We start from the raw sequence: 20474 nt of genomic DNA, 5'->3' as shown, positions 1-20474 counted from the left end.
TCTACGTCTTGGAGTTCTTCCGCCGGCCCGTGGCGATGCCGTCGAGCAGGATCGCGAGGTACTGGTCGGCCACCTCGACCGCCGCCAGGCCGCCGTCCGGCCGGTACCACCGCACGGCCACCCACACCGTGTCGCGGATGAACCGGTAGGCCACGTCGACGTCGAGGTCGGCGCGGAACACGCCCGTGCTCATGCCCTCCTCCAGCAACACCGTCCACAGCTTGCGGAACTCCACGCTGCGGTCCTCGATGTAGGAGAACCGTTCGAGCGGCGTGAGGTGCTTGGCCTCGTTCTGGTAGATCGCGACGGCGGCGTGCCGGGTGTCGATCGCCTCGAACGACGCCACCACCAGAGCCTTCAACGTCTGCTTCGGGCCGAGGCCCGCCTCGACGACCTCCCGGTAGCGCGCGAACAGCTCGTCCAGGAACGTCCGCAGTATCTCGTCCACCATCGACTCCTTCGAGTCGAAGTGGTGGTAGAGGCTGCCGGACAGGATGCCCGCCGCGTCCGCGATGTCCCTGACCGTGGTCTGCCCGTAACCGCGCTCGGCGAACATCTTCGCGGCGAGCTCCAGCAGCTCGGCCCTCCGGCTACTCATCGGTCGTTCCTTCCTCACGGGTGCTGGCTGCTCACCGAGACGACCTCACCCGTCAGGTACGACGAGTAGTCGCTCGCGAGGAACACGATCACATTCGCGACCTCCCAGGGCTCGGCGGCGCGCCCGAAGGCCTCTCGGGACGCCAGTTCGGTCAGCAGCTCCTCACTGGTGACCTTGGCCAGGAAAGGGTGCGCCGCCAAGCTCGGGGCGACCGCGTTCACCCGGATGCCGTGCTCGGCCACGTCCATCGCGGCGCACCTGGTCAGCGCCATGACTCCCGCTTTCGCTGCCGCGTAATGGGCTTGACCCCTCTGGGCGCGCCAGCCGATCACACTGGAGTTGTTGACGACGACACCGCTTCGTTGGACGACCATTTGGCGCAGCGCGGCCCTGGTGCAGCGGAAGGTGCCGTTCAGCGTGACGTCCAGGACGCGGGACCACTCGTCGTCCGCCATGTCCAGCACGGACTGCTCGCCGCCGAGGCCGGCGTTGTTGACCATCACGTCGATGCGGCCGTAGCGCTCGACCGTCTCGTCGATCAGCCGCTGCACCTGCTGCTCGTCCGTGACGTCGCACGGGACGGCGTGGCCGGTGCCGAGCGCCTCGTGGGTCTCCTTCAGACGCCGCTCGTGCCAGTCGCTGATGACCACCGTCGCGCCCTCTTCTAGGCAGCGCCGCGCGGTCGCCGAGCCGATGCCCGTGCCCGCCGCGGCCGTCACGACGACGATCTTGCCCTTGAGCAGGTCGTGGCCGGTCATCGCGGCAGCCCCAGGATCCGGTGGGCGATGATCTCGCGCTGGATCTCGTCCGAGCCGCCGTAGATCGTCTCCGCCCGGCTGAACAGGAACAGGCGCTGCCACTCGTTGTCGTCGATCATCGACTCGGGACCGAGCGAGTCCAGCGCCAGCTCGCCGAGCCTGCGGTGCCAGCCCGCCCAGAACAGCTTCAGCACGGACGCCTCCGGCCCTGGTTCGTCGTTCAGCGTTCTCAGCGTGTGCGAGCGCATGACGTGCAGTTCGAGCCACGCCCTGGTGAGGCGTTCGTCCGGGGACGTCCTGGCGATGACCGCGTCGAGCTGGCGGCGGAACCCCACCTGGTGGCCGAGCATCGCTGTGCCGCGCTCGAAGCCGAGGGTGGCCATCGCGATCTTCCAGCCCTCACCCGGCCGGCCCACGACGTTCTCGCGCGCGGTGATGGCGCCGTCGAAGAAGACCTCGTTGAACTCGGACGTGCCGGTGAGCTGGCGGATCGGCCGCACCTCGATGCCCGGCTGGCGCAGCGGTACGAGGAGGTACGAGAGGCCCTGATGCCGTTGTGAGCCGGGTTCGGTGCGGCACAGGACGAAGATCCAGTCGGAGTAGTGCGCGTTCGACGTCCAGATCTTCTGCCCGTGGATCACCCACCGGTCGCCTTCGAGGGTGGCCCTGGTCCGCACGGAGGCGAGGTCCGACCCGGCGCCGGGTTCCGAGTAGCCCTGGCACCACAGCTCGTCGAGCGTGCGGATCTTCGGCAGGAAGCGCTCTTTCTGCTCCGGGGTGCCGAACTCGATGAGCGTCGGGCCCAGCAGGCCCTCGCCGACGATGTCGACCTTCGCCGGGGCGTCGGCCTCCGCGTACTCCTCGTGGAAGACCACCTGTTCTTCCACGCTGCGCTCGCCGGGCCAGCCGAGGCACGTCCACCCGCTCCTGGCGAGGTGTCGATGCCACCGCAGCCGGCCCTCGAACGCCTCGTGCTCGCGACCCGGCCCACCCAGGCCGCGCAGCTCAGCGAACTCGCCGACGAGGTTGGCGGACAACCATTCCCGCACCTCGCGCCGGAAGGACTCCATGCGCCATACTCTAACCTACCAAGCACTTGCTTTGGTGGGCCCTTGGAGGCTTCTGTGGCGGACGTTCCAAGCAGGCAAACGGTTTCAGCCGCGCTCGACCGCGCCGCTGCTTCGTACATCGACGCGGAGGCGTTGGTGGACGGGGAGGTTCGCCTCACCTGGCCCGGACTGCGTTCGGCGGTGCTGGACGCGGCGCGCACGTTCGTGGGGATGGGTGTGCGGCCGGGTGATCGGGTGGCCTTGTGCGCGCCCAACTCGGCTCACTGGGTCGTCTCGGCACTCGGCGCGTTGCACGCGGGTGCCGCTCTGGTTCCGATCAACACCCGGTTCACCGCCACGGAGACGTGGGACGTGGTGCGGCGCAGTGCCGCGCGCGTCCTGGTCGTCGAGGGCGAGTTCCTCGGACGGGACCGTGAAGCGGAACTGCGGGCGCTGTCGCCGGACCTGCCCGCGGTGGTGCGACTACCGGCGTCCTGGACGGGATCCGACGCCGAGCTGCCGGAACTGTCGGAGGACCAGCTCTGCGACGTGATGTACACGTCGGGCACGACCGGGCGCAGCAAAGGGGCGATGAGCGCGCACCGGCAGTCGATCGGGGTGGCCGCGGCCTGGGCCGCCTGCGGTGAGCTGACGTCCGCCGACCGCTACCTGATCGTCAACCCCTTCTTCCACACCTTCGGCTACAAGGCCGGGATCCTGGCCTGCCTGCTGACCGGGGCGACGATCGTGCCGCAGCCCGTGTTCGACGTCGTGGAGACGATGCGGCTGGTCGAACGGGAGCGGATCACCGTGCTGCCGGGGCCGCCGACGATCTTCCAGGCGTTGCTCGACCACCCGGACCGCCGCTCGTTCGACCTGTCCAGCCTGCGCCTGGCGGTCACCGGCGCCGCGGTCGTTCCCGTCGTGCTGGTCGAGCGGATGAGGGCGGAGCTGTCGCTGACCGTGCTCACCGCCTACGGGCTGACCGAGGCCGTCGTCGCAACCATGTGCCGTCCCGGTGACTCCCCCGAGACGGTCGCGCACACGTGCGGCGCGCCGATGGCGGGGTTCGAGCTGCGGCTGGGCGACCGGGACGAGGTCCTGCTGCGCGGCCCGAACGTGATGCTCGGCTACCTCGACGACCCCGACGCCACCGCGTCCGCCATCGACGCGGACGGCTGGTTGCACACCGGTGACGTCGGGCGGATCGACGAGCGCGGCTATCTCTCGATCACCGACCGGCTCAAGGACATGTACATCTGCGGCGGGTTCAACGTCTACCCGGCCGAGGTCGAGCAGGCGCTCGCCCGGCTGCCCGGCGTCGCGGAGTCGGCCGTGGTCGGGATGACCGACGCCCGGCTGGGCGAGGTCGGGGTGGCGCACGTCGTCACGGCACCCGGTTTCTCGTTGACGCAGGACGAGGTGATCGCGTTCTGCCGGGAACGGCTGGCGAACTACAAGGTGCCGCGCGCCGTCGAGTTCCACCCCGCGCTCCCCCGCAACGCCATGGGCAAGGTCCTCAAAATCCAACTGCGCAGGGAGAACGCGTGACAGTCTCGTATGAGCGGCGGGACGCGGTCGCCGTCGTGACCATGAACCGCCCGGAGTACCGCAACGCGCAGAACTCGGCGATGACCTACGCGTTGGACGAGGCCTTCACCCGCGCGGTGGACGACGACGAGGTCAAGGTGATCGTGCTGGCGGGCGCCGGCGACCACTTCTCCGCGGGCCACGACATCGGCTCTCCCGGGCGCGACGTCGACACGTCCTTCGAGCGCAGGGCCGTGATGTGGTGGGACCACGTCGGCCGCGAGGGCGGTGACCTCCGCTTCGCGCGCGAGATGGAGGTCTACCTCGGCATGTGCCGGCGGTGGCGGGAGATCCCGAAGCCGACGATCGCGATGGTGCAGGGCGCCTGCGTCGCCGGCGGCCTGATGCTCGCCTGGGTGTGCGACCTGATCGTGGCCGCCGAGGACGCGTTCTTCGCCGATCCCGTGGTGCGCATGGGGATTCCGGGCGTCGAGTACTTCGCGCACCCGTGGATGCTCGGTCCCCGAGCCGCGAAGGAGGTGCTGTTCACCGGCGACCGCTTCTCGGCGCAGCGCGCCTACGAGTGGGGCATGGTGTCGCGCGTCGTGCCTCGCGCGGAGTTGGAATCCTCGACTTTGGAACTGGCCGGGCGGATCACGGCGATGCCGCGTTTCGGGCTCGCGCTGGCCAAGAAGGCGGTCAACCAGTCCGAGGACCTGATGGGTCTGCGGGCAGGCATGGACTCCGTGTTCGGCCTGCACCACTTCGCGCACGCGCACAACGCCGAGGTGAGCTCGGACGCGTTGGCGGGCATGGACGCCCGCGCGATGAAGAAGGCCTCCGGCTGATGGACCTCGATCTGGACGCTTCGACGCTGGAGTTCCAGGCCGAGGTGCGGTCGTGGCTGGCGGCGCACGTCCGGCCACTGTCCTCGATGGACACCGCGCGGGGCTTCGAGGAACACCGTGCGTGGGAACGGCTGCTGGCCTCCGAACGGCTGTCGGTGGTCTCGTGGCCGTCCTCGTACGGTGGCCGGGACGCCTCGCTGCTGCAGTGGCTGGTGTTCGAGGAGGAGTACCACGCTTCCGGCGCCCCCGGTCGTGTCTCGCAGAACGGCATCTTCCTGCTGGCGCCCACGTTGTTCGCGCACGGCACCGACGAGCAACGCGCCCGGATCCTGCCCTCGATGGCACGTGGTGACGAGGTGTGGGCTCAGGCCTGGTCCGAACCCGAGGCGGGATCCGACCTCGCCTCGTTGCGCAGCACGGCCGTTCGCTGCGACGGCGGATGGCTGCTGCGCGGCCAGAAGGCCTGGAGCTCGCGGGCGGCGTTCGCGGACCGGGCGTTCGGCCTGTTCCGCACCGGCCCAGGCGAACGGCACCGGGGCCTGACCTACCTGCTCTTCGACCTGCGTTCCGAGGGCGTGACCGTGCGCCCGATCGACCAGCTCGACGGCGAACCCGGCTTCGCCGAGATCTTCCTGGACGACGTGTTCGTGCCGGACGCCGACGTCGTAGGTGAGGTCGGCGACGGCTGGCGCGTGGCGATGAGCACGGCGGGCAACGAACGCGGCCTGACCCTGCGCAGCCCGGGGCGTTTCACCGCCGCCGCGTCCCGGCTGGTGGAGCTGTACCGCAAGAACCCGGACCCGGCGCTGCGCGACCGCGTCGTGGACGCGTGGATCGGTGCGCAGGCTTATCGCCTCCACACGTTCGGCGCCCTGGCCCACCCTCCGTCCGGGCCCGCGGCCAGCGTCACGAAGGTGTTCTGGTCCGAGCTGGACGTGGCCCTGCACGAGACGGCGCTCGACCTCCTCGGCGAGGTCGCGCCGGGGTGGCGGGACGGGTGGCTGTTCTCACTGTCGGGCCCGATCTACGCCGGCACCAACGAGATCCAGCGCAACGTGATCGCCGAACGGATCCTGGGGCTGCCGCGATGATGTTCACGCTGTCGTCCGAGCAGACGGACCTGGCCGGAGTGCTGCACGGGTTCCTGGCCGCGGGGAGGACGGACCTCGGCTCGCTCGGGCTGGACGAGGTGACCGACCCGGTCGACCTCGTGGTGGTGTTCGAGGAGGTAGGGCACCACGCCGTCCCCGGCCCGCTGATCGAGTCGCTCGCGGTGCTTCCCTCGCTGGGCTCCGGCCCTGGCTCTGTCGCCTTCCCACCGCACGTTCCCCACGCGGTCGAGGCCGACAGGTACTTCCTCGTCGAGGGCGACACCCTTCACGAAGCCTCCCCGACCGCCGAACTCCAGTCCGTCGATCCCAGTCGCCGCCTGGTCGAACTCTCCGCAGGCCCGGTCGTCGCCACCGAAGTCCCCGCCGCCCGCGCGTTCGACCTCGGAGTGCTGACCTGTGCGGCCCAACTCCTCGGACTGGGCCGCGCCATGCTCGAGATGACCACCGCCCACGCCAAGGCCCGCGTCCAGTTCGGCAAGCCCGTCGGCCAGTTCCAGGCGGTCAAGCACCACCTCGCGAACGTCCTGGTCAGCCTCGAGCTCGCCCGCCCGCTGGTGTTCGGCGCGGCCGTGACCATGACGCCCCGGGACGTCTCCGCCGCCAAGGTCGCCACCTCCGACGCAGCCTGGCAGGCCGCACGCGTCGCGTTGCAGGTGCACGGCGCCATCGGCTACACGTCCGAGCACGACCTGGGCCGTTTCCTGTTGCAGACCCGAGCCCTGCGCACGGCGTGGGGCAGTCCGTCGATGCACCGAGCACGCGTGCTGGAGGCGTTGTGACACCGGAACGACTCGCGTTGCGTGACGCCGTCCGCAGCCTGCTCGACAAGCACTCGGACGTCCGCGCGGCCATCGAGACCCCGCACGGCTACGACAAGGACGTGTGGGCGCGGCTGTGCGACATCGGCGTGCTCCCGATCCCCGAGCGGTACGGCGGCTCCGGCGCCGGCCAGGCCGAAACGCGCATCGCGCTGGCGGAACTCGGCCGCACCCTCACCCCGTCACCCCTGCTGGCCTCGACGCTGGCCGCTCAGGCACTGCTGGCGACGGGCGACGAGGAGGCGTGCGCCCGGCTGCTCCCCCGGATCGCGGACGGAACCGTCGCCACCCTCGTCTGGCCGTGGGACAACGCCCCGGCCAGCCTCCACGGCACCGCGCGCTACGTCCTCGACGGCGACCTCGCCGAGATCCTCCTCGCCACCGACGGCACCGACCTGTACGAGATCGACCTCGCCGGCGTCACCCGCGAGCACACACCGACGATGGACCAGACCCGCCGCCTCGCCACGGTCCACCTGGCCGGCGCCGCGGCGACCCGCCTCGGCCGCTGGTCACCCGGGATCCGCGACGTCGCGCTGGCCGCACTGGCGGCGGAACAGGTCGGCGCCGCCGCGAGAGCCCTCGAGCTGACCGTCGAGTACACGAAGACCCGCGTGCAGTTCGGCAAGCCGATCGGCTCGTTCCAGGCGCTGAAGCACCGCATGGCCGACCTGCACGTACTGGTGGAGACCGCGCGCTCGGCCGCTCTGGCCGCCGACGACGAGGTGTCCGCGGCCGTCGCCAAGGTCTACTGCTCGGAGGCGTTCTTCAAGGTCGCCGCCGAGATGGTCCAGCTGCACGGTGGTATCGCGATCACCTGGGAGCACGACGCGCACCTGTACCTCAAGCGGGCGCACGGCAGCGGGCAGCTGTTCGGCAGCCCGGCCGTGCACCTGGAACGGCTTCGGGCCAAGATCTGACCCGTGGACGTCGAGACTCGCGCCACGGTCGCCCACGTGTGCGCGCGGGCAGGTACGGCGGACGCGTCCTGCGTCGCGCCTAGGCCTGCCCCAGCACGCGCCGGAACGTCGGGCACTCCATGTGCGTCGGCGCCGTGCACGACGCCGCGTGCCGCAGGTCGTCCCGCATCGACGTCAGCTTCCGGATCGTCGCGTCCAGCTCGTCGGCCTTCGCCGCGAGCATCTCGCGGTTCGGCGACGGGCGGCCGTCCGGCGAGAACATCAGCAGGATCTCCTCCAACGAGAACCCCGCCGTGCGGCAGAGGGCGATCAGCGCCAGCTGCTCCAGCACGGCGACCGAGAACACGCGTGCGAGGCCCTGACGGCGCACGCAGGTGATCAGGCCCCGCTCCTCGTAGTAGCGCAGGGTCGAGGCGGGCACGCCGGAGCGCCGCACCACCTCGCCGATACCGATCTCGTCCACGACACTTGACCTCAAGCCGACTTGAAGTAGGACGGTAGGAGCATGACATCTGAGGTGAACAGCGAGCAGGCCGCCTGGTGGAACGCCGCGGGGCACGGCTGGGCGAACGTGCAGGACATCGTCGACCTGATGCTCCGCCCGTTCCAGGACCTGCTCGTCCAGGCCGCGCTCGAACGGCCGCGCGAACGGGTTCTCGACGTCGGGTGCGGCACTGGTGGGGTCACGAGGGCGATCGCCGAGGCGACGGGTGCGGCCTGCGTGGGCGTCGACATCTCCCGGACGATGCTCGACGCGGCCCGGGAGCACGGGAAGGCGCAGTTCGTCGAGGCCGATGCCCAGGTGCACGCGTTCGGCGAGAGCTTCGACCTGGTCGTGAGCAGGTTCGGGGTCATGTTCTTCGAGAACACCACCGCCGCCTTCCGCAACCTGCTCCGAGCCACGTCGCCAGGAGGTGGGCTCTGCTTCATCACGTGGCGGACAGCGGACGAGAACCCGTTCATGACGACCGCGTCCGGGGTCGCCGCACAGCTCTTCCCGGACGCTCCGGCACCGGACCCGGGCGGACCGGGGCCGTTCGCCCTCGCCGATCCGGACAGGACGCGCCGGATGCTGGAAGAAGCAGGCTGGACCGGCGTCGGAGTCACGCCGGTGGACCAGGTCCGCGCTCTGCCCGAGGAGCTGCTGATTCCGTACCTGAGCAACCTCGGCCCGATCTCCCGTGCGCTCAAGGAGGCTCCTGAGGCCGAACGACCCCGGATCATGAGCGACGTCCGGGCCGCCTTCGACGGCTTCGTGCACGGCGACGAGGTGCGGATCCCGGCCGCGGTGTGGCAGGTCACCGCGTCAGCTCCACTCTGACTGGCGCTGCCAGGTCAGCAGGTTGTCGAGGACCTCACCGGACCAGCCGCGGGGGTCCAGTTCGGCGTGCGAGGCGTAGCGGCCGCGGTAGAACAGCAGCGGCTGCGCCTCGCGCACCGGGCCCAGCTCGACGACCGAGCCGACCACCACGTGGTGGTCGCCCGCCTCGTGCACGACCGACACCTGGCAGTCGACCCACGTCAGCGCGCCGTCGAGCACGGGAGCACCGGTCGGGGACGGCGTCCACGAGACGGTGGAGAACTTGTCCGTGCCCGCTTTCCCGAACACCGTCGACACCTCGCGCTGGTCCTCCGCCAGCACGTTCACGCAGAACGAGCCGGCGGAGGCGATCGCCTCCCAGCTGCGGGAGGTCCGCTGTGGACAGAACAGCACCAGCGGCGGGTCCAGGGACAGCGCCGCGAAGGCCTGGCAGGCGAACCCGACAGGCCCGTCGGTGGACATGCCGGTCACCACGGTCACCCCGGTGCAGAAGTGACCGAGGACGGAACGGTAGCGGGCTCCTACTTCTGGAAGCCCACGCTGAAGTCGTGTCCCCACAGGCTCACCGCCGTGCTCTCGCGTGCGATCCAGTCCTCATCGTCGACCTGCCGTCCCTCGCACCCGAACTCGACGTCGAACCCGCCGGGGGTCTTCATGTAGAACGACAGCATCAGGTCGTTGACGTGCCGGCCCAAGGTCGCCGACATGGGCACCTTCCTGCGGATCGCCCGGTCCAGCGTCAGGCCCACGTCGTCGGTGTTCTCGACCTCGACCATCAGGTGCACGATCCCGCTCGGCGTCGGCATCGGCAGGAACGCGAGGCTGTGGTGGCGCGGGTTGCAGCCGAAGAACCGCAGCCACGCGGGCGGTCCGTCGGCGGGCCTGCCGACGAACTGCGGGGGCAGGCGCATCGAGTCGCGCAGCCGGAACCCCAGCACGTCGCGGTAGAAGTGCAGCGCGGCCTCGTCGTCCGAAGTGGACAGCACGACGTGTCCCAGGCCTTGTTCCTCCGTCACGAACCGGTGCCCGTACGGCGACACCACGCGCCGGTGCTCCAGAGCCGCGCCGTGGAACACCTCCAGCACGTTCCCGGACGGGTCCTCGAACCTGATCAGCCCGTTCACGCGCCGCTCGGCCAGGTCCTCCGCCGAGCCCTCGGCGTACGCGACACCGGCCGAGGCCAGCCGTTTCGCGACCTCCTCCAGCTCGGCCTCGGTGGCGGCCTCCCACCCGGAGGCCTGCAGGCGGTCCGCCTGGCCCGGCACGATCACCAGTCGCGCCGGGAAGTCGTCCATCCGCAGGTAGAGCGCACCGGGAGTGGAGCCCTTGCCCTCGACCATGCCGAGGACCTTGAGCCCGAACTCGCGCCACCTGTCCATGTCGGTGGCCTCGATGCGGAGATAGCCCAGCGACCGAATGCTCATCACGCCTCCGTCAGGAAGTCGAGGGCGAGCCTGTTGAACTCGTCGAACTTCTCCAGCTGCGCCCAGTGCCCGCACCCGCCGAACACGTGCAGCTGCGCGCGCGGGATCAGCTTCGTCGCCAGCAACGCGCCGTCGAGCGGGTTCACCCGGTCCTCGCGGCCCCACACGAGCAGCACCCGCTGGCGCAGCTTGTAGGCCTCGCGCCAGAGCATGCCCTGCTCGAAGTCCGGGCCGGAGAACGACTTGCCCAGCGCGGCCATGGCGCGCAACGACTCCGGTTGCCGCGCCGCCTCGAACCGTTCGTCGACCAGCTCCTCGGTGATCAGCGACTGGTCGAACACCATGATCCGCAGGAACTCCTCGATCTTCTCCCGCGTGGGTGTCCTGGCGAACGCGCTGAGCTTGCGCACGCCCTCGGTCGGATCGGGTGAGAAGACGTTCAGCGACAACCCGCCCGGCCCCATCAGCACGAGCCGGCCGGCGCGTTTGCCGTGGTCCAGCGCGAACCGGACCGCCGTGCCGCCACCGAGCGAGTTGCCCAGGAGGTGCGCCTGCTCGATCTCCAGCGAGTCCAGCAGGTCCTTCAACGCCCTGGAGGCGAAGGAGAAGTACTGGTCGTGCTCGGCCGGCTTGTCCGACTGGCCGTAGCCGGGCATGTCGACGGCCAGCACGCGGAACGACTTGGCGAACACCGGGATGTTCGCGCGGAAGTTGCTGAGAGCCGAGGCGCCGGGTCCGCCGCCGTGCAGCAGGACCAGCGTCTCCGCGTTGCCGGCACCGGCTTCGTGGTAGTGCAACCGCACGCTCATCAACGCCCCCTCAGAACAAGCCGTCGCGGACCTGGATGCCGAGCTCGTTCTTGCCGTACAGCACGAGCACGCGCTCCGGGTCGTTGGCCGCGTGCACGCGTGCGGCGTGCGCGTCGCGCCAGAACCGCGGCAACGGCAGTCCGGCGTTGATCGCCTTGCCGCCCGCGCTCTCGAAGAGCCTGTCGATCGCCGAGATCGCCCGCGCGCTGCCGAGCACCTGGTCGCGCCGGGCCCGCAGGCGCATCTCGATCGGGATCTTCGTGCCGGCGACGGCGTGTGCCCACTCGTCGTTGACGTCCTTCTCCAGCTGCCACCACGCGGTGTCGATGTCGCTGGCGGCCGTGGCGATCCGCACCTGCGCGAACGGGTCGTCGACCGACTTCTCGCCGAGGTAGGCGGCCCGGACGCGCTCGCGGGTCGCGGCGACGTGCAGGTCGTACGCTCCGGTCGCCATGCCGATCATCGGCGCGGTGATCGCGTACGGGTGGATCGTCCCGTACGGCATGCGGAACAGCGGGCCGGGATTGACCTCCTGGCCGGGGCAGACGCATCGAGCCGTGTGGGCCATGCTCAGCGTGCGGTGTTCCGGCACGAACACGTCGTTCACCACGATGTCGTTGCTGCCCGTGCCGCGCAGCCCGACCGTGTCCCACACGTCGTTGATCGTGTAGTCGGCGATCGGCAGCAGGAACGTCCGGAAGTCGACCGGCTTGCCCTCGTCGTTCATCACGAGGCCGCCGAGCAGCACCCACGTCGCGTGGTCGCAGCCGGAGGAGAAGCTCCACTTGCCGCTGAACCGGAAACCACCTTCCACGGCGGTCGCACGGCCCGTCGGCGCGTAGGAGGACGAGATCCGGGTGTCCTGGTCCTCGCCGAACACCTCGTCCTGCGCCGCCACGTCGAACAACCCGACGTGCCACGGGTGCACGCCCAGCACGGACGCGACCCAGCCCGTCGACCCGCACGCGCTGCCGATCATCCTGACCGCGGTGTAGAAGTCGAGCGGGTGCGACTCGAAGCCGCCGTACCGCGCGGGCTGCAGCATCCGGAAGAACCCGGTCTCCTGCAACGCCTTCACCGACTCCGGCGGCACCTTGCGCAGCTCCTCCGCCTCGGCCGCGCGGTCGGCCAGCGCGGGCAGCAGTTCGCGCACCTTGCCGAGGATTTCCTCGCTCATCGGACCTTCTCCCTGCTCAGCTCCAGTGCGATGTCGATCAGCTGGTCCTCCTGCCCGCCGACGAGCTTGCGTTCGCCCGCCCTCACGAGGATCTGCGCGCCGGACACGCCGTAGCGCTCGGCCTGCGTGTACGCGTGTTTGAGGAAGCTGGAGTACACGCCCGCGTACCCCATCATCAGCGCCATCCGGTCGAGCAGGCACTCCTCGGGCATGACGGGCCGGACGACGTCCTCGGCCGCGTCCACGATCTTGAAGAAGTCGACGCCGGTCTCGAACCCGAGCTTGTCGCACACCCCGACGAACGCTTCCAGCGGTGTGTTTCCCGCGCCCGCCCCGAATCCGCGCACGCTGCCGTCGATCTGCTTCGCCCCGGCCCGTGCCGCGGCGACGGAGTTCGCGACGCTCAGCCCGAGGTTCTCGTGCCCGTGGAAGCCGACCTGGGCATCGGAACCCAGCTCGGCGACCAGCGCGGACACCCGGTCGGAGACCTGTTCGAGCACCAGCGCGCCGGCCGAGTCGACCACGTAGACGCACTGGCACCCCGCGTCCGCCATGATCCTCGCCTGCTTCGCCAACGCCTCCGGCGGCTGCGAGTGCGCCATCATCAGGAAGCCGACGGTCTCCAGGCCGCGTTCGCGAGCCAGCGCGAAGTGCTGCACGGAGACGTCGGCCTCGGTGCAGTGCGTGGCGATCCGGACGATCGAGGCGCCGTTGTCCTGCGACACCAGGATGTCGTCCTTCACCCCGACGCCCGGCAGCATCAGCACGGCGATCCTGGCCCGCTGGGCCGTCTCGGCCGCGACCTTGATCAGTTCCTGCTCGGGCGTGTGGCTGAAGCCGTAGTTGAACGACGACCCGCCCAGCCCGTCGCCGTGCGTCACCTCGATCACCGGTACCCCGGCGCCGTCGAGCGCCGCGACGATCGAGCGCACGTCGCCGGCCGTGAACTGGTGCCGCTTGTGGTGCGAGCCGTCACGCAGTGACGTGTCGGTGAGCCTCAGCTGCACGAGCGATCTCCTCCCCCACCTTGGTCGCGGCGGCCGTCATGATGTCGAGGTTCCCGGCGTACTCGGGTAGGAAGTCGCCCGCTCCCGCGACCTCCACGAAGATCGCCACCCGGCCGGGGTCGAACTGCGGTTCGCGCAGCAACCGGAACCCCGGGACGTACGAACGGATGTCGGTCTCCATCCGGGCGATCGAGTCTGTGATCGGGTCCGGATCGGCGTCCTCGGGGATCGCGCAGAAGATCGTGTCGCGCATGATCATCGGCGGGTCCGCCGGGTTCAGCACGATGATCGCCTTGCCGCGCCCCGCCCCGCCGATCGCCTCGATGCCGCGGCTGGTCGTGCGGGTGAACTCGTCGATGTTGGCCCGCGTGCCCGGCCCTGCCGACACCGACGCGACGCTCGCGACGATCTCCGCGTACGACACCGCAACCACCCGGGACACCGCGTGCACCATGGGAATGGTCGCCTGGCCACCGCACGTGATCAGGTTGATGTTGGGTGCGTCGGCGTGCTCGCCGAGGTTCACCGGTGGCACGACGTACGGCCCGACCGCGGCCGGTGTCAGGTCGATCGCCCGGACGCCCGCCTCCGCGTAGCGCGGGGCGTTGGCCCTGTGCACGGCCGCAGACGTCGCCTCGAAGACGATGTCCGGCAGCTCGTCCTGACGCAGCAACCACTCCGCGCCGTCGACCGAGACCTCGAGCCCCAGGTCGGCCGCGCGCCGGAGTCCCTCGCTGGCCGGGTCGATGCCCACCATCCAGCGCGGTTGCAGCACCGGCGAGCGCAGGAGCTTGTAGAGCAGGTCGGTGCCGATGTTGCCGGAGCCGACGATGGCCGCCTTCACGCAGTCACCCCTATTCGAACTTCAGGTCGACGGAGCCGAGTCCGGCGAACTCGGCGTGGAACTCGTCGCCAGGCCTGGCGTCGATGGCGCGCGTGCACGAGCCGGGCAGCACGATGTCCCCGGCCAGCAACCGGACGCCGAAGCCCGCGACCTTCGCGGCCAGCCACGCCACCGCGATCGCCGGATCACCCAGCACGGCGTCACCACGTCCCTCGGCGACGACCTCACCGTTGCGGCGCAGGGTGGCCGCCACCGCACCGATGTCCAGTTCGGACGGACGCACGCGTTCGGAGCCGAGCATGAACCCCGCGGACGACGCGTTGTCCGCGATGGTGTCCTGCAGGCCGATCCGCCAGTTCTCGATCCGGCTGTCGATCAGCTCGATGGCCGGCGCGACGAACTCGGTGGCGTCGAGCACGTCCTCGACCGTGCAGCCCTCGCCGGGCAGGTCGCGGGCCAGCAGGAACGCGATCTCCACCTCGACGCGGGGGTACAGGTACGCGGACGCGTCCGCGGTGCCGGCCAGCTGCATGTCGTCGAGCAGGTGGCCGTAGTCGGGTTCGTCGACGCCCATCATCTGCTGCATCGCGAGCGACGAGAGCCCGACCTTGTGGCCGATCACGTCGCGGTTGCGGTGGCGGACGTTGAGCAGCTGGATCTCGTACGCGTCGACCACGTCGATCTCGGGGTACAGCTCCACCAGCGGCTTGATCGGCACGCGGTCTCGTTCCGCGGTGCGCAGCAACTCGGCCGCCGCCTCCCTGGACTGGATCGTCAGCACCTGGCCTCCCCTGTGCCTGTCGACATGGCAGCGTGTTGCCCCGCACGACGGCCCGAGAAGACGCAGTCGGCGAGTGCGAGGCCGCTGACGTAGGACTCGGAGCACACCCCGACGGCCGACCGGCCGGCGGCGTACAGGCCCGCGACTCCCCGCACCTGACCGGTGTCCTCGTCCACGACGAGCCCGCCGAGCGTGAGCATCGGGCACGGGTAGCCGAACCCCGCGCGCACCGAGACGTTGATCAACGAGTAGGGCGGTGTCCCGAACGGTTCGGGTGGCGCGATTCCGGCCTTGGCCGCGACCTCCTCGATCGTCGGCGCGGTGACCAGGCCGCGGCCGAGCAGGTAGCGGACCTGCCAGCGCTGGAACGGTGCCGTCTGCGTCTTCACCTGGGCGCGCGCGGTCCGCAGGATGTCGTCGTCGATCAGCAGCCAGGCCTTGCCGCCGCGCTCGACGATCTCACCGCCGATGGCCGCGCCGTACCGGGTCGCGTCACCGAACCGCCGCCCGGCCGAGTCGACCAGGACCCCGCGCTGCAACGCGCTCGGCGGCGTGACGAACCGCCACACCGAGATCTTGTCCATGCGCGCGGTCCTGCCGCCGGCGGCGACGCCGAGCCGGATCCCGCCCCCGTCGTCGCCGGGCGTGCCGAGTGCGAGGCCGCCGCGGTGGGCCGGCGCGTGCTCGTGGACCAGGGCCCGATCGGCGATGAAACCGCCGGCCGCGATGATCACGCCCTGCCCGGCATGGACCACCAGCGGCCGGCCGAACCGTTCGAGCCGCGCTGCCAGCCCGAACAGCTTCCTGCCCAGCGGCGGGTGGTAGAGCCAGGGTTTGGCGCCCGCCTTGGACAACGCTCCGTGCAGGACGCGGGGAAGACCGGTGAGGGTCCGGCACCGGACACCCGTCACCCTGCCGTCCGCGACGATCAGCTCGACCGCGCGGGTCTGCGGCATGATCCGCGCTCCCGCGCGCTGGGCCGCCTCGGCCAGGCGGGCGAAGAAGACCCTGCCCGACGTGCCTTTCGCCCTGGTCCGATGCCCTCGTGGCGCCGGGTCGGGCCAGGCGTCCTCGCTGCCCGAGAGGTACAGGTAGTGGTCGTCGGTCGGGTACGAGGTCTTGAACGGCGAGACCCGCGCGTCGAACGGGACGCCCTGGTCCTCCAGCCACGCCAGCATCTTGGCGCTGTCCTCGCAGAACCGCCGCAGGGTCTCCGGGGACACCGCGTCCCGGACCTCGTGCCCCAGGTAGGAGTACATCGCGTCGACCGAGTCGGTGACACCGGCCTCGACCTGCTGCCGCGTCCCGCCGCCCGCGTAGACGACGCCACCGGACAACGCGGTCGCGCCACCACCGGTGAAGCGGTCCAGCACCACCACGGACGCACCCGCCGTCGCGGCCTCGACGGCGGCGCACGCGCCGGCCGCGCCGAAGCCGATGACGACCACGTCAGCGGTGACTTCCACGCAACCCTCCAGAAACAGGTTCTTGGTGAGTCGACTTGCCTGGAACTCCTACACCATAGCGCCAAACCGCCTCAGAACTATAACCTGTTCTAGTCTTAGCTCCGGGAGGTGCGATGTACGACGTGATCGTCGTCGGCAGTGGCGCGGCGGGCATGACAGCCGCGCTCTGCACCGCTCGAAACGGCCTGCGAACCCTGATCATCGAGAAGGCCGCGCACTACGGCGGCTCGACCGCGCGGTCGGGCGGCGGCATCTGGGTGCCGAACAACGCCGTGGTCGCCGCCAACGGCGTGCCCGACTCCCCGGAGCAGGCCGCCACCTACCTCGAGCACATCGCCCCGGACGTCCCCGCCGAGCTGCGGGAGGCGTTCCTGGAGGCCGGACCCGCCATGCTGGCGTTCGTCTGCGCCCACACGCCGCTGAAGTTCCGCTGGGTCCGCGAGTACTCCGACTACTACCCGGAGGCGCCGGGAGGACAGCCGCGCGGCCGCTCGGTCGAGCCCCTGCCGTTCAACGCGGCCCTGCTCGGTGAGGAGGTCGAGAACCTCGAACCGCCCTACGTACCGACGCCCGCCGGCATCGTGATCACCCAGACCGACTACAGGTGGCTCACCCTGATCGGCAGGCACCCGCGCGGCATCTTCACCGCCGCCAAGGTGTTCGCACGCCGGTTCCTGCCGGGCCGCCGCCTCACCATGGGTCAGGCGCTGACCGCGGGCCTGCGCGCCGGACTCACCGCGCTGAACGTCGAGGTCAGGCTCAACACCGCGATGACCGACCTGCACCACGAGAACGGCCGCGTCGCCGGGGTTCTCGCCGGCGAAAAGGTGATCCTCGCCAAGCACGTCGTGCTGGCGTCCGGCGGGTTCGAGAACAACGAGCAGATGCGCAAGCAGCACCAGAACATCGGTGTGGAGTGGACGGTGGGCGCGAAGGCCAACACCGGTGACGGCATCGAGGCCGGTCAACGGGCCGGAGGCGCCGTCGCGCTGATGGAGGAGGCGTGGTGGGGCCCGTCGGTCCCGCTGCCGCGCGGACCGTTCTTCCTGCTCGCGGAACGGTCCCTGCCCGGCTGCGTCCTGGTCGACAAGACAGGCCGCCGGTTCGTGAACGAGGCGGCGCCCTACATCGACGTGGTCAACGCGATGACCGGCGACACCTGGCTCGTCTTCGACCACTCCTACCGCGGCCGCTACCCGTTCTGCGGCATCCCGCCCCGGCGCCCGCTCCCCCGGCGATGGAAGGACACCGTCCTCACCGCGCCGAGCCTCGAAGAGCTCGCCCAGGAGGCCGACCTGCCGGAGCTGACCGAGACCGTCCGGCGGTTCAACACGCTGGCCGTCGACGGCCGGGACCTCGACTTCCACCGCGGCGACAGCGCGTACGACCGCTACTACGGCGATCCCCGCACCAGACCGAACCCCAACCTCGCGCCGCTGACCACCGGCCCGTTCTACGCGGTCAGGATCGTGCCCGGTGACCTCGGCACCAAGGGCGGCCTGCGCACCGACGCCCGCGCGCGGGTCCTGCGCGAGGACGGTTCGGTGATCGAGGGCCTGTACGCGGCGGGCAACACCAGCGCCTCGGTCATGGGCCACACCTACGCGGGCGCGGGCGCCACCCTCGGACCGGCGATGACGTTCGGGTACCTCGCCGGCCTCGACATCTCTGGAGGAGAGCGATGACGCAGGACAGCGTGCGGACGATCGACGCGGGCGCGCCGCCGGCACGGTTCGCGCGCGGCTGGCACTGCCTGGGACTCGCCAGCAGCTTCCGCGACGGCAAACCGCACGCCATCGAGGCGTTCGGCACGAAACTCGTGGTGTTCGCGACCGACGACGGCAGGATCAACGTCCTGGACGGGTACTGCCGGCACATGGGCGGCGACCTCACCCAGGGCACGATCAAGGGCAACAACATCGCCTGCCCGTTCCACGACTGGCGCTGGGCGGGCAACGGCAAGTGCGTCGACATCCCCTACGCCAAGCGGGTCCCTCTGCGGGCGCGAACCCGGTCGTGGATCACGCTCGAGGAGAACAAGCAGCTCTTCGTGTGGAACGACCCGCAGGGCAACCCGCCGCCCGAGCACGTCACGATCCCGCGCATCGAGGCGGCGTTCAGCGACGAGTGGAGCAACTGGACCTGGGACTCCGTGGTGATCGACAACGCGAACTGCCGCGAGATCATCGACAACGTCGTCGACATGGCCCACTTCTTCTACATCCACTTCGCGTTCCCGACGTACTTCAAGAACGTGATGGAGGGCCACGTCGCCTCGCAGTACCTGACGACGCGCGGCCGTCCGGACGTGGCAATGGGCTCGAACTACACCGGTGACGTGGAGGTCCGGTCGGAGGCCGCGTACCACGGGCCGTCCTACATGATCGACTACCTGTGGAACGACTACAAGGGCATCGAGATCGAGACGGTGCTGATCAACTGCCACTACCCGATCTCGCCGACCTCGTTCAAGCTCCAGTGGGGCGCGATCGTGAAGAAGCTGCCGGGCGTGGACGACGTCCACGCGGACAAGATCGCGGCGAAGTTCGCGCGCGGCATCGGGGTCGGGTTCCTGCAGGACGTGGAGATCTGGCAGAACAAGTCGCGCGTCGACAACCCGTTGCTGTGCGAGGAGGACGGGCCGGTGTACCAGCTCCGCCGCTGGTACGAGCAGTTCTACGTCGACGTCGAGGACGTCACCGACGACATGGTGCGGCGCTTCGAGTTCGAGGTCGACACGAGCCGGGCGATCGAGGTGTGGGAGAAGGAGGTCGCCGAGAACCTCGCGCGCCAGGAGCAGGCGACGTGAGCGAGCGCGACGAGTTCCTCGTCGGCGGCATGGTGCCGGTCGGGTGCGACTGCGGCAACCGCGTGCTGGTGAAGAAGAACAGCCCGCAGCACACGAGCGTGCAGTGGCTGTCCGACACCCGCGACTGCCCCGAGCTGTGCGGCTCGCGGGCGGCGCTCGTGCCCACCTGCCTGCGGCTGCGCGACAGCATCGAGAAGGCCGTGCGCGAGGGGACCCTGGAGGTCGCCGATGGCTGAGGTGCACCGGCTGCGGGTCGACGCCGTGATCGAGGAGACCGCCGACGCGCGCTCGTTCGTGCTGTCGGGCGCCGACTTCGCGGTGAGGCCCGGACAGTTCCTGACCGTGCGAGCCGGTGACGTGGCGCGCTGCTACTCGCTGTCCAGCGCGCCGGGTGAGCCGCTGAAGATCACGGTCAAGCGGACGCCGGACGGGTACGGGTCGCACTGGATGTGCTCGTCGCTGACCGCCGGGATGGAGCTGGACGTGCTGGCCCCGGCCGGGGTGTTCACGCCTTCGTCGCTGGACGGGTCGTTGCTCGCGTTCGCGGCCGGGAGCGGGATCACGCCGGTCATGTCGATCGTCCGGGCCGTGCTGGCTCAAGGCTCGGGGCGGGTGTTCCTGGTGTACGCCAACCGCGACGAGGCTTCGGTGATCTTCGCGCGGGAGCTGTCCGGGCTGGTCGCCCGGCATCCGGACCGGCTGACCGTCGTGCACTGGCTGGAGTCGGTGCAGGGACTGCCGTCGGTGGAAGGGCTGCGGGCGTTCGTCCGCGACTGCGACGAGGCGTTCGTGTGCGGGCCTGGCCCATTCATGGAGGCAGCGCGCAAGGCGTTGCACGACGTGCCGGTCGTGCACGTCGAGAAGTTCGTGTCGCTGTCCAGTGATCCGTTCTCGGCCGTCGTCCCGGTGGTCGACGACCGGCCGGACGCGGTCGTCGAGGTCGAGCTGGACGGCGAACGGCACCGGTTCCCCTGGCCCGCGCGGACGAAGCTGCTCGACCTGTTGCTGGAGAAGGGACTCGACGCGCCGTACTCGTGCCGCGAGGGTGCCTGCAGCGCGTGCGCGTGCCGGCTGGTCGAGGGCGAGGTCAAGATGCTCAACAACGACGTGCTCGACTCCGAGGACATCGCCGAGGGCATCGTGCTGGCGTGCCAGTCGGTTCCGGTCACCGACACCGTGAAGATCACCTACGAGTGAGGGGCG

At 70.2% G+C, this 20474-nt stretch carries 22 protein-coding genes; 10 read left to right on the top strand and 12 right to left on the bottom strand.

What is annotated here, in order from left to right; genetic code table 11:
* Position 1: 1 nt before the first annotated feature.
* From ORI60_RS11975 to ORI60_RS11965, 3 genes are read right to left on the bottom strand one after another with little or no spacing between them, the layout of a single operon-like run.
* Positions 2-598 carry a TetR/AcrR family transcriptional regulator gene (locus tag ORI60_RS11975; RefSeq protein ID WP_266037160.1) on the bottom strand — a complete coding sequence of 199 codons (597 nt, stop codon included), beginning with the start codon at positions 596-598 and terminating at the stop codon, positions 2-4.
* A gap of 14 nt (positions 599-612) precedes the next feature.
* Positions 613-1356, bottom strand: coding sequence for an SDR family oxidoreductase (locus tag ORI60_RS11970; RefSeq protein WP_266037158.1), 744 nt, complete (start codon positions 1354-1356; stop codon positions 613-615).
* Entirely contained in the window at positions 1353-2426 is a 1074-nt protein-coding gene (locus ORI60_RS11965) for an acyl-CoA dehydrogenase family protein (protein ID WP_266037157.1), read from the bottom strand. Before ORI60_RS11965 ends, ORI60_RS11970 begins: the two co-directional genes overlap by 4 nt.
* 54 nt (positions 2427-2480) lie before the next feature.
* Between ORI60_RS11965 and ORI60_RS11960 the strand changes: the two genes are divergently transcribed.
* Genes ORI60_RS11960 through ORI60_RS11940 form a run of 5 tightly spaced genes read left to right on the top strand, consistent with a single transcriptional unit; the run spans position 2481 to position 7633 of the window.
* Positions 2481-3956 carry a FadD3 family acyl-CoA ligase gene (locus tag ORI60_RS11960; RefSeq protein ID WP_266037156.1) on the top strand — a complete coding sequence of 492 codons (1476 nt, stop codon included), beginning with the start codon at positions 2481-2483 and terminating at the stop codon, positions 3954-3956.
* Positions 3953-4783, top strand: a complete 831-nt coding sequence (locus tag ORI60_RS11955; protein ID WP_266037155.1) for an enoyl-CoA hydratase — start codon at positions 3953-3955, stop codon at positions 4781-4783. Before ORI60_RS11960 ends, ORI60_RS11955 begins: the two co-directional genes overlap by 4 nt.
* On the top strand, positions 4783-5874 hold the full coding sequence (locus ORI60_RS11950; RefSeq protein ID WP_266037154.1) for an acyl-CoA dehydrogenase family protein: 1092 nt from the start codon (positions 4783-4785) through the stop codon (positions 5872-5874). The genes ORI60_RS11955 and ORI60_RS11950 overlap by 1 nt, the downstream gene beginning before the upstream one ends.
* Entirely contained in the window at positions 5871-6674 is an 804-nt protein-coding gene (locus ORI60_RS11945; protein ID WP_266037153.1) for an acyl-CoA dehydrogenase family protein, read from the top strand. The genes ORI60_RS11950 and ORI60_RS11945 overlap by 4 nt, the downstream gene beginning before the upstream one ends.
* On the top strand, positions 6671-7633 hold the full coding sequence (locus ORI60_RS11940) for an acyl-CoA dehydrogenase family protein (RefSeq protein WP_266037152.1): 963 nt from the start codon (positions 6671-6673) through the stop codon (positions 7631-7633). Before ORI60_RS11945 ends, ORI60_RS11940 begins: the two co-directional genes overlap by 4 nt.
* Before the next feature lie 79 nt (positions 7634-7712).
* Here ORI60_RS11940 and ORI60_RS11935 read toward each other — a convergent pair whose 3' ends face one another.
* The gene (locus tag ORI60_RS11935; protein ID WP_266037151.1) at positions 7713-8096 is read right to left on the bottom strand and encodes a helix-turn-helix domain-containing protein; all 384 of its coding nucleotides are present in this window, start codon (positions 8094-8096) and stop codon (positions 7713-7715) included.
* A 42-nt stretch (positions 8097-8138) separates the two neighbouring features.
* On the opposite strand from ORI60_RS11935, the gene ORI60_RS11930 reads away from it, so the two are divergent.
* Positions 8139-8954, top strand: coding sequence for a class I SAM-dependent methyltransferase (locus ORI60_RS11930; RefSeq protein ID WP_266037150.1), 816 nt, complete (start codon positions 8139-8141; stop codon positions 8952-8954).
* Here ORI60_RS11930 and hsaB read toward each other — a convergent pair.
* From hsaB to ORI60_RS11890, 8 genes are read right to left on the bottom strand one after another with little or no spacing between them, the layout of a single operon-like run.
* Positions 8940-9512, bottom strand: a complete 573-nt coding sequence (gene hsaB / locus ORI60_RS11925; RefSeq protein WP_266037149.1) for a 3-hydroxy-9,10-secoandrosta-1,3,5(10)-triene-9,17-dione monooxygenase reductase subunit — start codon at positions 9510-9512, stop codon at positions 8940-8942. The two genes, ORI60_RS11930 and hsaB, sit on opposite strands and share 15 nt — an antisense overlap.
* Entirely contained in the window at positions 9476-10378 is a 903-nt protein-coding gene (hsaC, locus tag ORI60_RS11920) for an iron-dependent extradiol dioxygenase HsaC (RefSeq protein ID WP_266037147.1), read from the bottom strand. The genes hsaB and hsaC overlap by 37 nt, the downstream gene beginning before the upstream one ends.
* A complete protein-coding gene (gene hsaD, locus ORI60_RS11915) occupies positions 10378-11187 on the bottom strand; it encodes a 4,5:9,10-diseco-3-hydroxy-5,9,17-trioxoandrosta-1(10),2-diene-4-oate hydrolase (protein WP_266037145.1) in 810 nt (269 codons plus the stop codon). Before hsaD ends, hsaC begins: the two co-directional genes overlap by 1 nt.
* 10 nt (positions 11188-11197) lie before the next feature.
* Positions 11198-12364 (bottom strand): 3-hydroxy-9,10-secoandrosta-1,3,5(10)-triene-9,17-dione monooxygenase oxygenase subunit, encoded by a 1167-nt coding sequence (gene hsaA, locus ORI60_RS11910; protein WP_266037144.1) that lies wholly within the window; start codon positions 12362-12364, stop codon positions 11198-11200.
* Complete coding sequence (dmpG, locus tag ORI60_RS11905) at positions 12361-13371, bottom strand: 4-hydroxy-2-oxovalerate aldolase (RefSeq protein ID WP_266037142.1); 1011 nt, start codon at positions 13369-13371, stop codon at positions 12361-12363. The genes hsaA and dmpG overlap by 4 nt, the downstream gene beginning before the upstream one ends.
* Complete coding sequence (locus tag ORI60_RS11900) at positions 13337-14215, bottom strand: acetaldehyde dehydrogenase (acetylating) (RefSeq protein ID WP_266037141.1); 879 nt, start codon at positions 14213-14215, stop codon at positions 13337-13339. Before ORI60_RS11900 ends, dmpG begins: the two co-directional genes overlap by 35 nt.
* 10 nt (positions 14216-14225) lie before the next feature.
* Positions 14226-14996, bottom strand: coding sequence for a 2-keto-4-pentenoate hydratase (locus ORI60_RS11895; RefSeq protein ID WP_323055902.1), 771 nt, complete (start codon positions 14994-14996; stop codon positions 14226-14228).
* On the bottom strand, positions 14990-16462 hold the full coding sequence (locus ORI60_RS11890) for an FAD-binding protein (protein WP_266037140.1): 1473 nt from the start codon (positions 16460-16462) through the stop codon (positions 14990-14992). Before ORI60_RS11890 ends, ORI60_RS11895 begins: the two co-directional genes overlap by 7 nt.
* A gap of 113 nt (positions 16463-16575) precedes the next feature.
* On the opposite strand from ORI60_RS11890, the gene ORI60_RS11885 reads away from it, so the two are divergent.
* The 4 genes from ORI60_RS11885 to ORI60_RS11870 are packed head-to-tail and all read left to right on the top strand — an operon-like array spanning position 16576 to position 20468.
* Positions 16576-18147, top strand: a complete 1572-nt coding sequence (locus ORI60_RS11885) for an FAD-dependent oxidoreductase (RefSeq protein WP_266037139.1) — start codon at positions 16576-16578, stop codon at positions 18145-18147.
* On the top strand, positions 18144-19271 hold the full coding sequence (locus tag ORI60_RS11880; RefSeq protein ID WP_266037138.1) for a Rieske 2Fe-2S domain-containing protein: 1128 nt from the start codon (positions 18144-18146) through the stop codon (positions 19269-19271). The genes ORI60_RS11885 and ORI60_RS11880 overlap by 4 nt, the downstream gene beginning before the upstream one ends.
* Positions 19268-19507: a hypothetical protein gene (locus ORI60_RS11875; protein WP_323055901.1), complete on the top strand. Its 240-nt coding sequence runs from the start codon at positions 19268-19270 to the stop codon at positions 19505-19507. The genes ORI60_RS11880 and ORI60_RS11875 overlap by 4 nt, the downstream gene beginning before the upstream one ends.
* Entirely contained in the window at positions 19500-20468 is a 969-nt protein-coding gene (locus ORI60_RS11870) for a ferredoxin--NADP reductase (protein ID WP_266037137.1), read from the top strand. Before ORI60_RS11875 ends, ORI60_RS11870 begins: the two co-directional genes overlap by 8 nt.
* Positions 20469-20474: the final 6 nt, after the last annotated feature.

Origin of the sequence: Lentzea sp. NEAU-D7, assembly GCF_026242055.1 — a bacterium.
GTDB lineage: Bacteria > Actinomycetota > Actinomycetes > Mycobacteriales > Pseudonocardiaceae > Lentzea.
The sequence above is the reverse complement of the archived record's forward strand: the minus strand, read 5'-3'. Positions and strand labels throughout refer to the sequence as shown.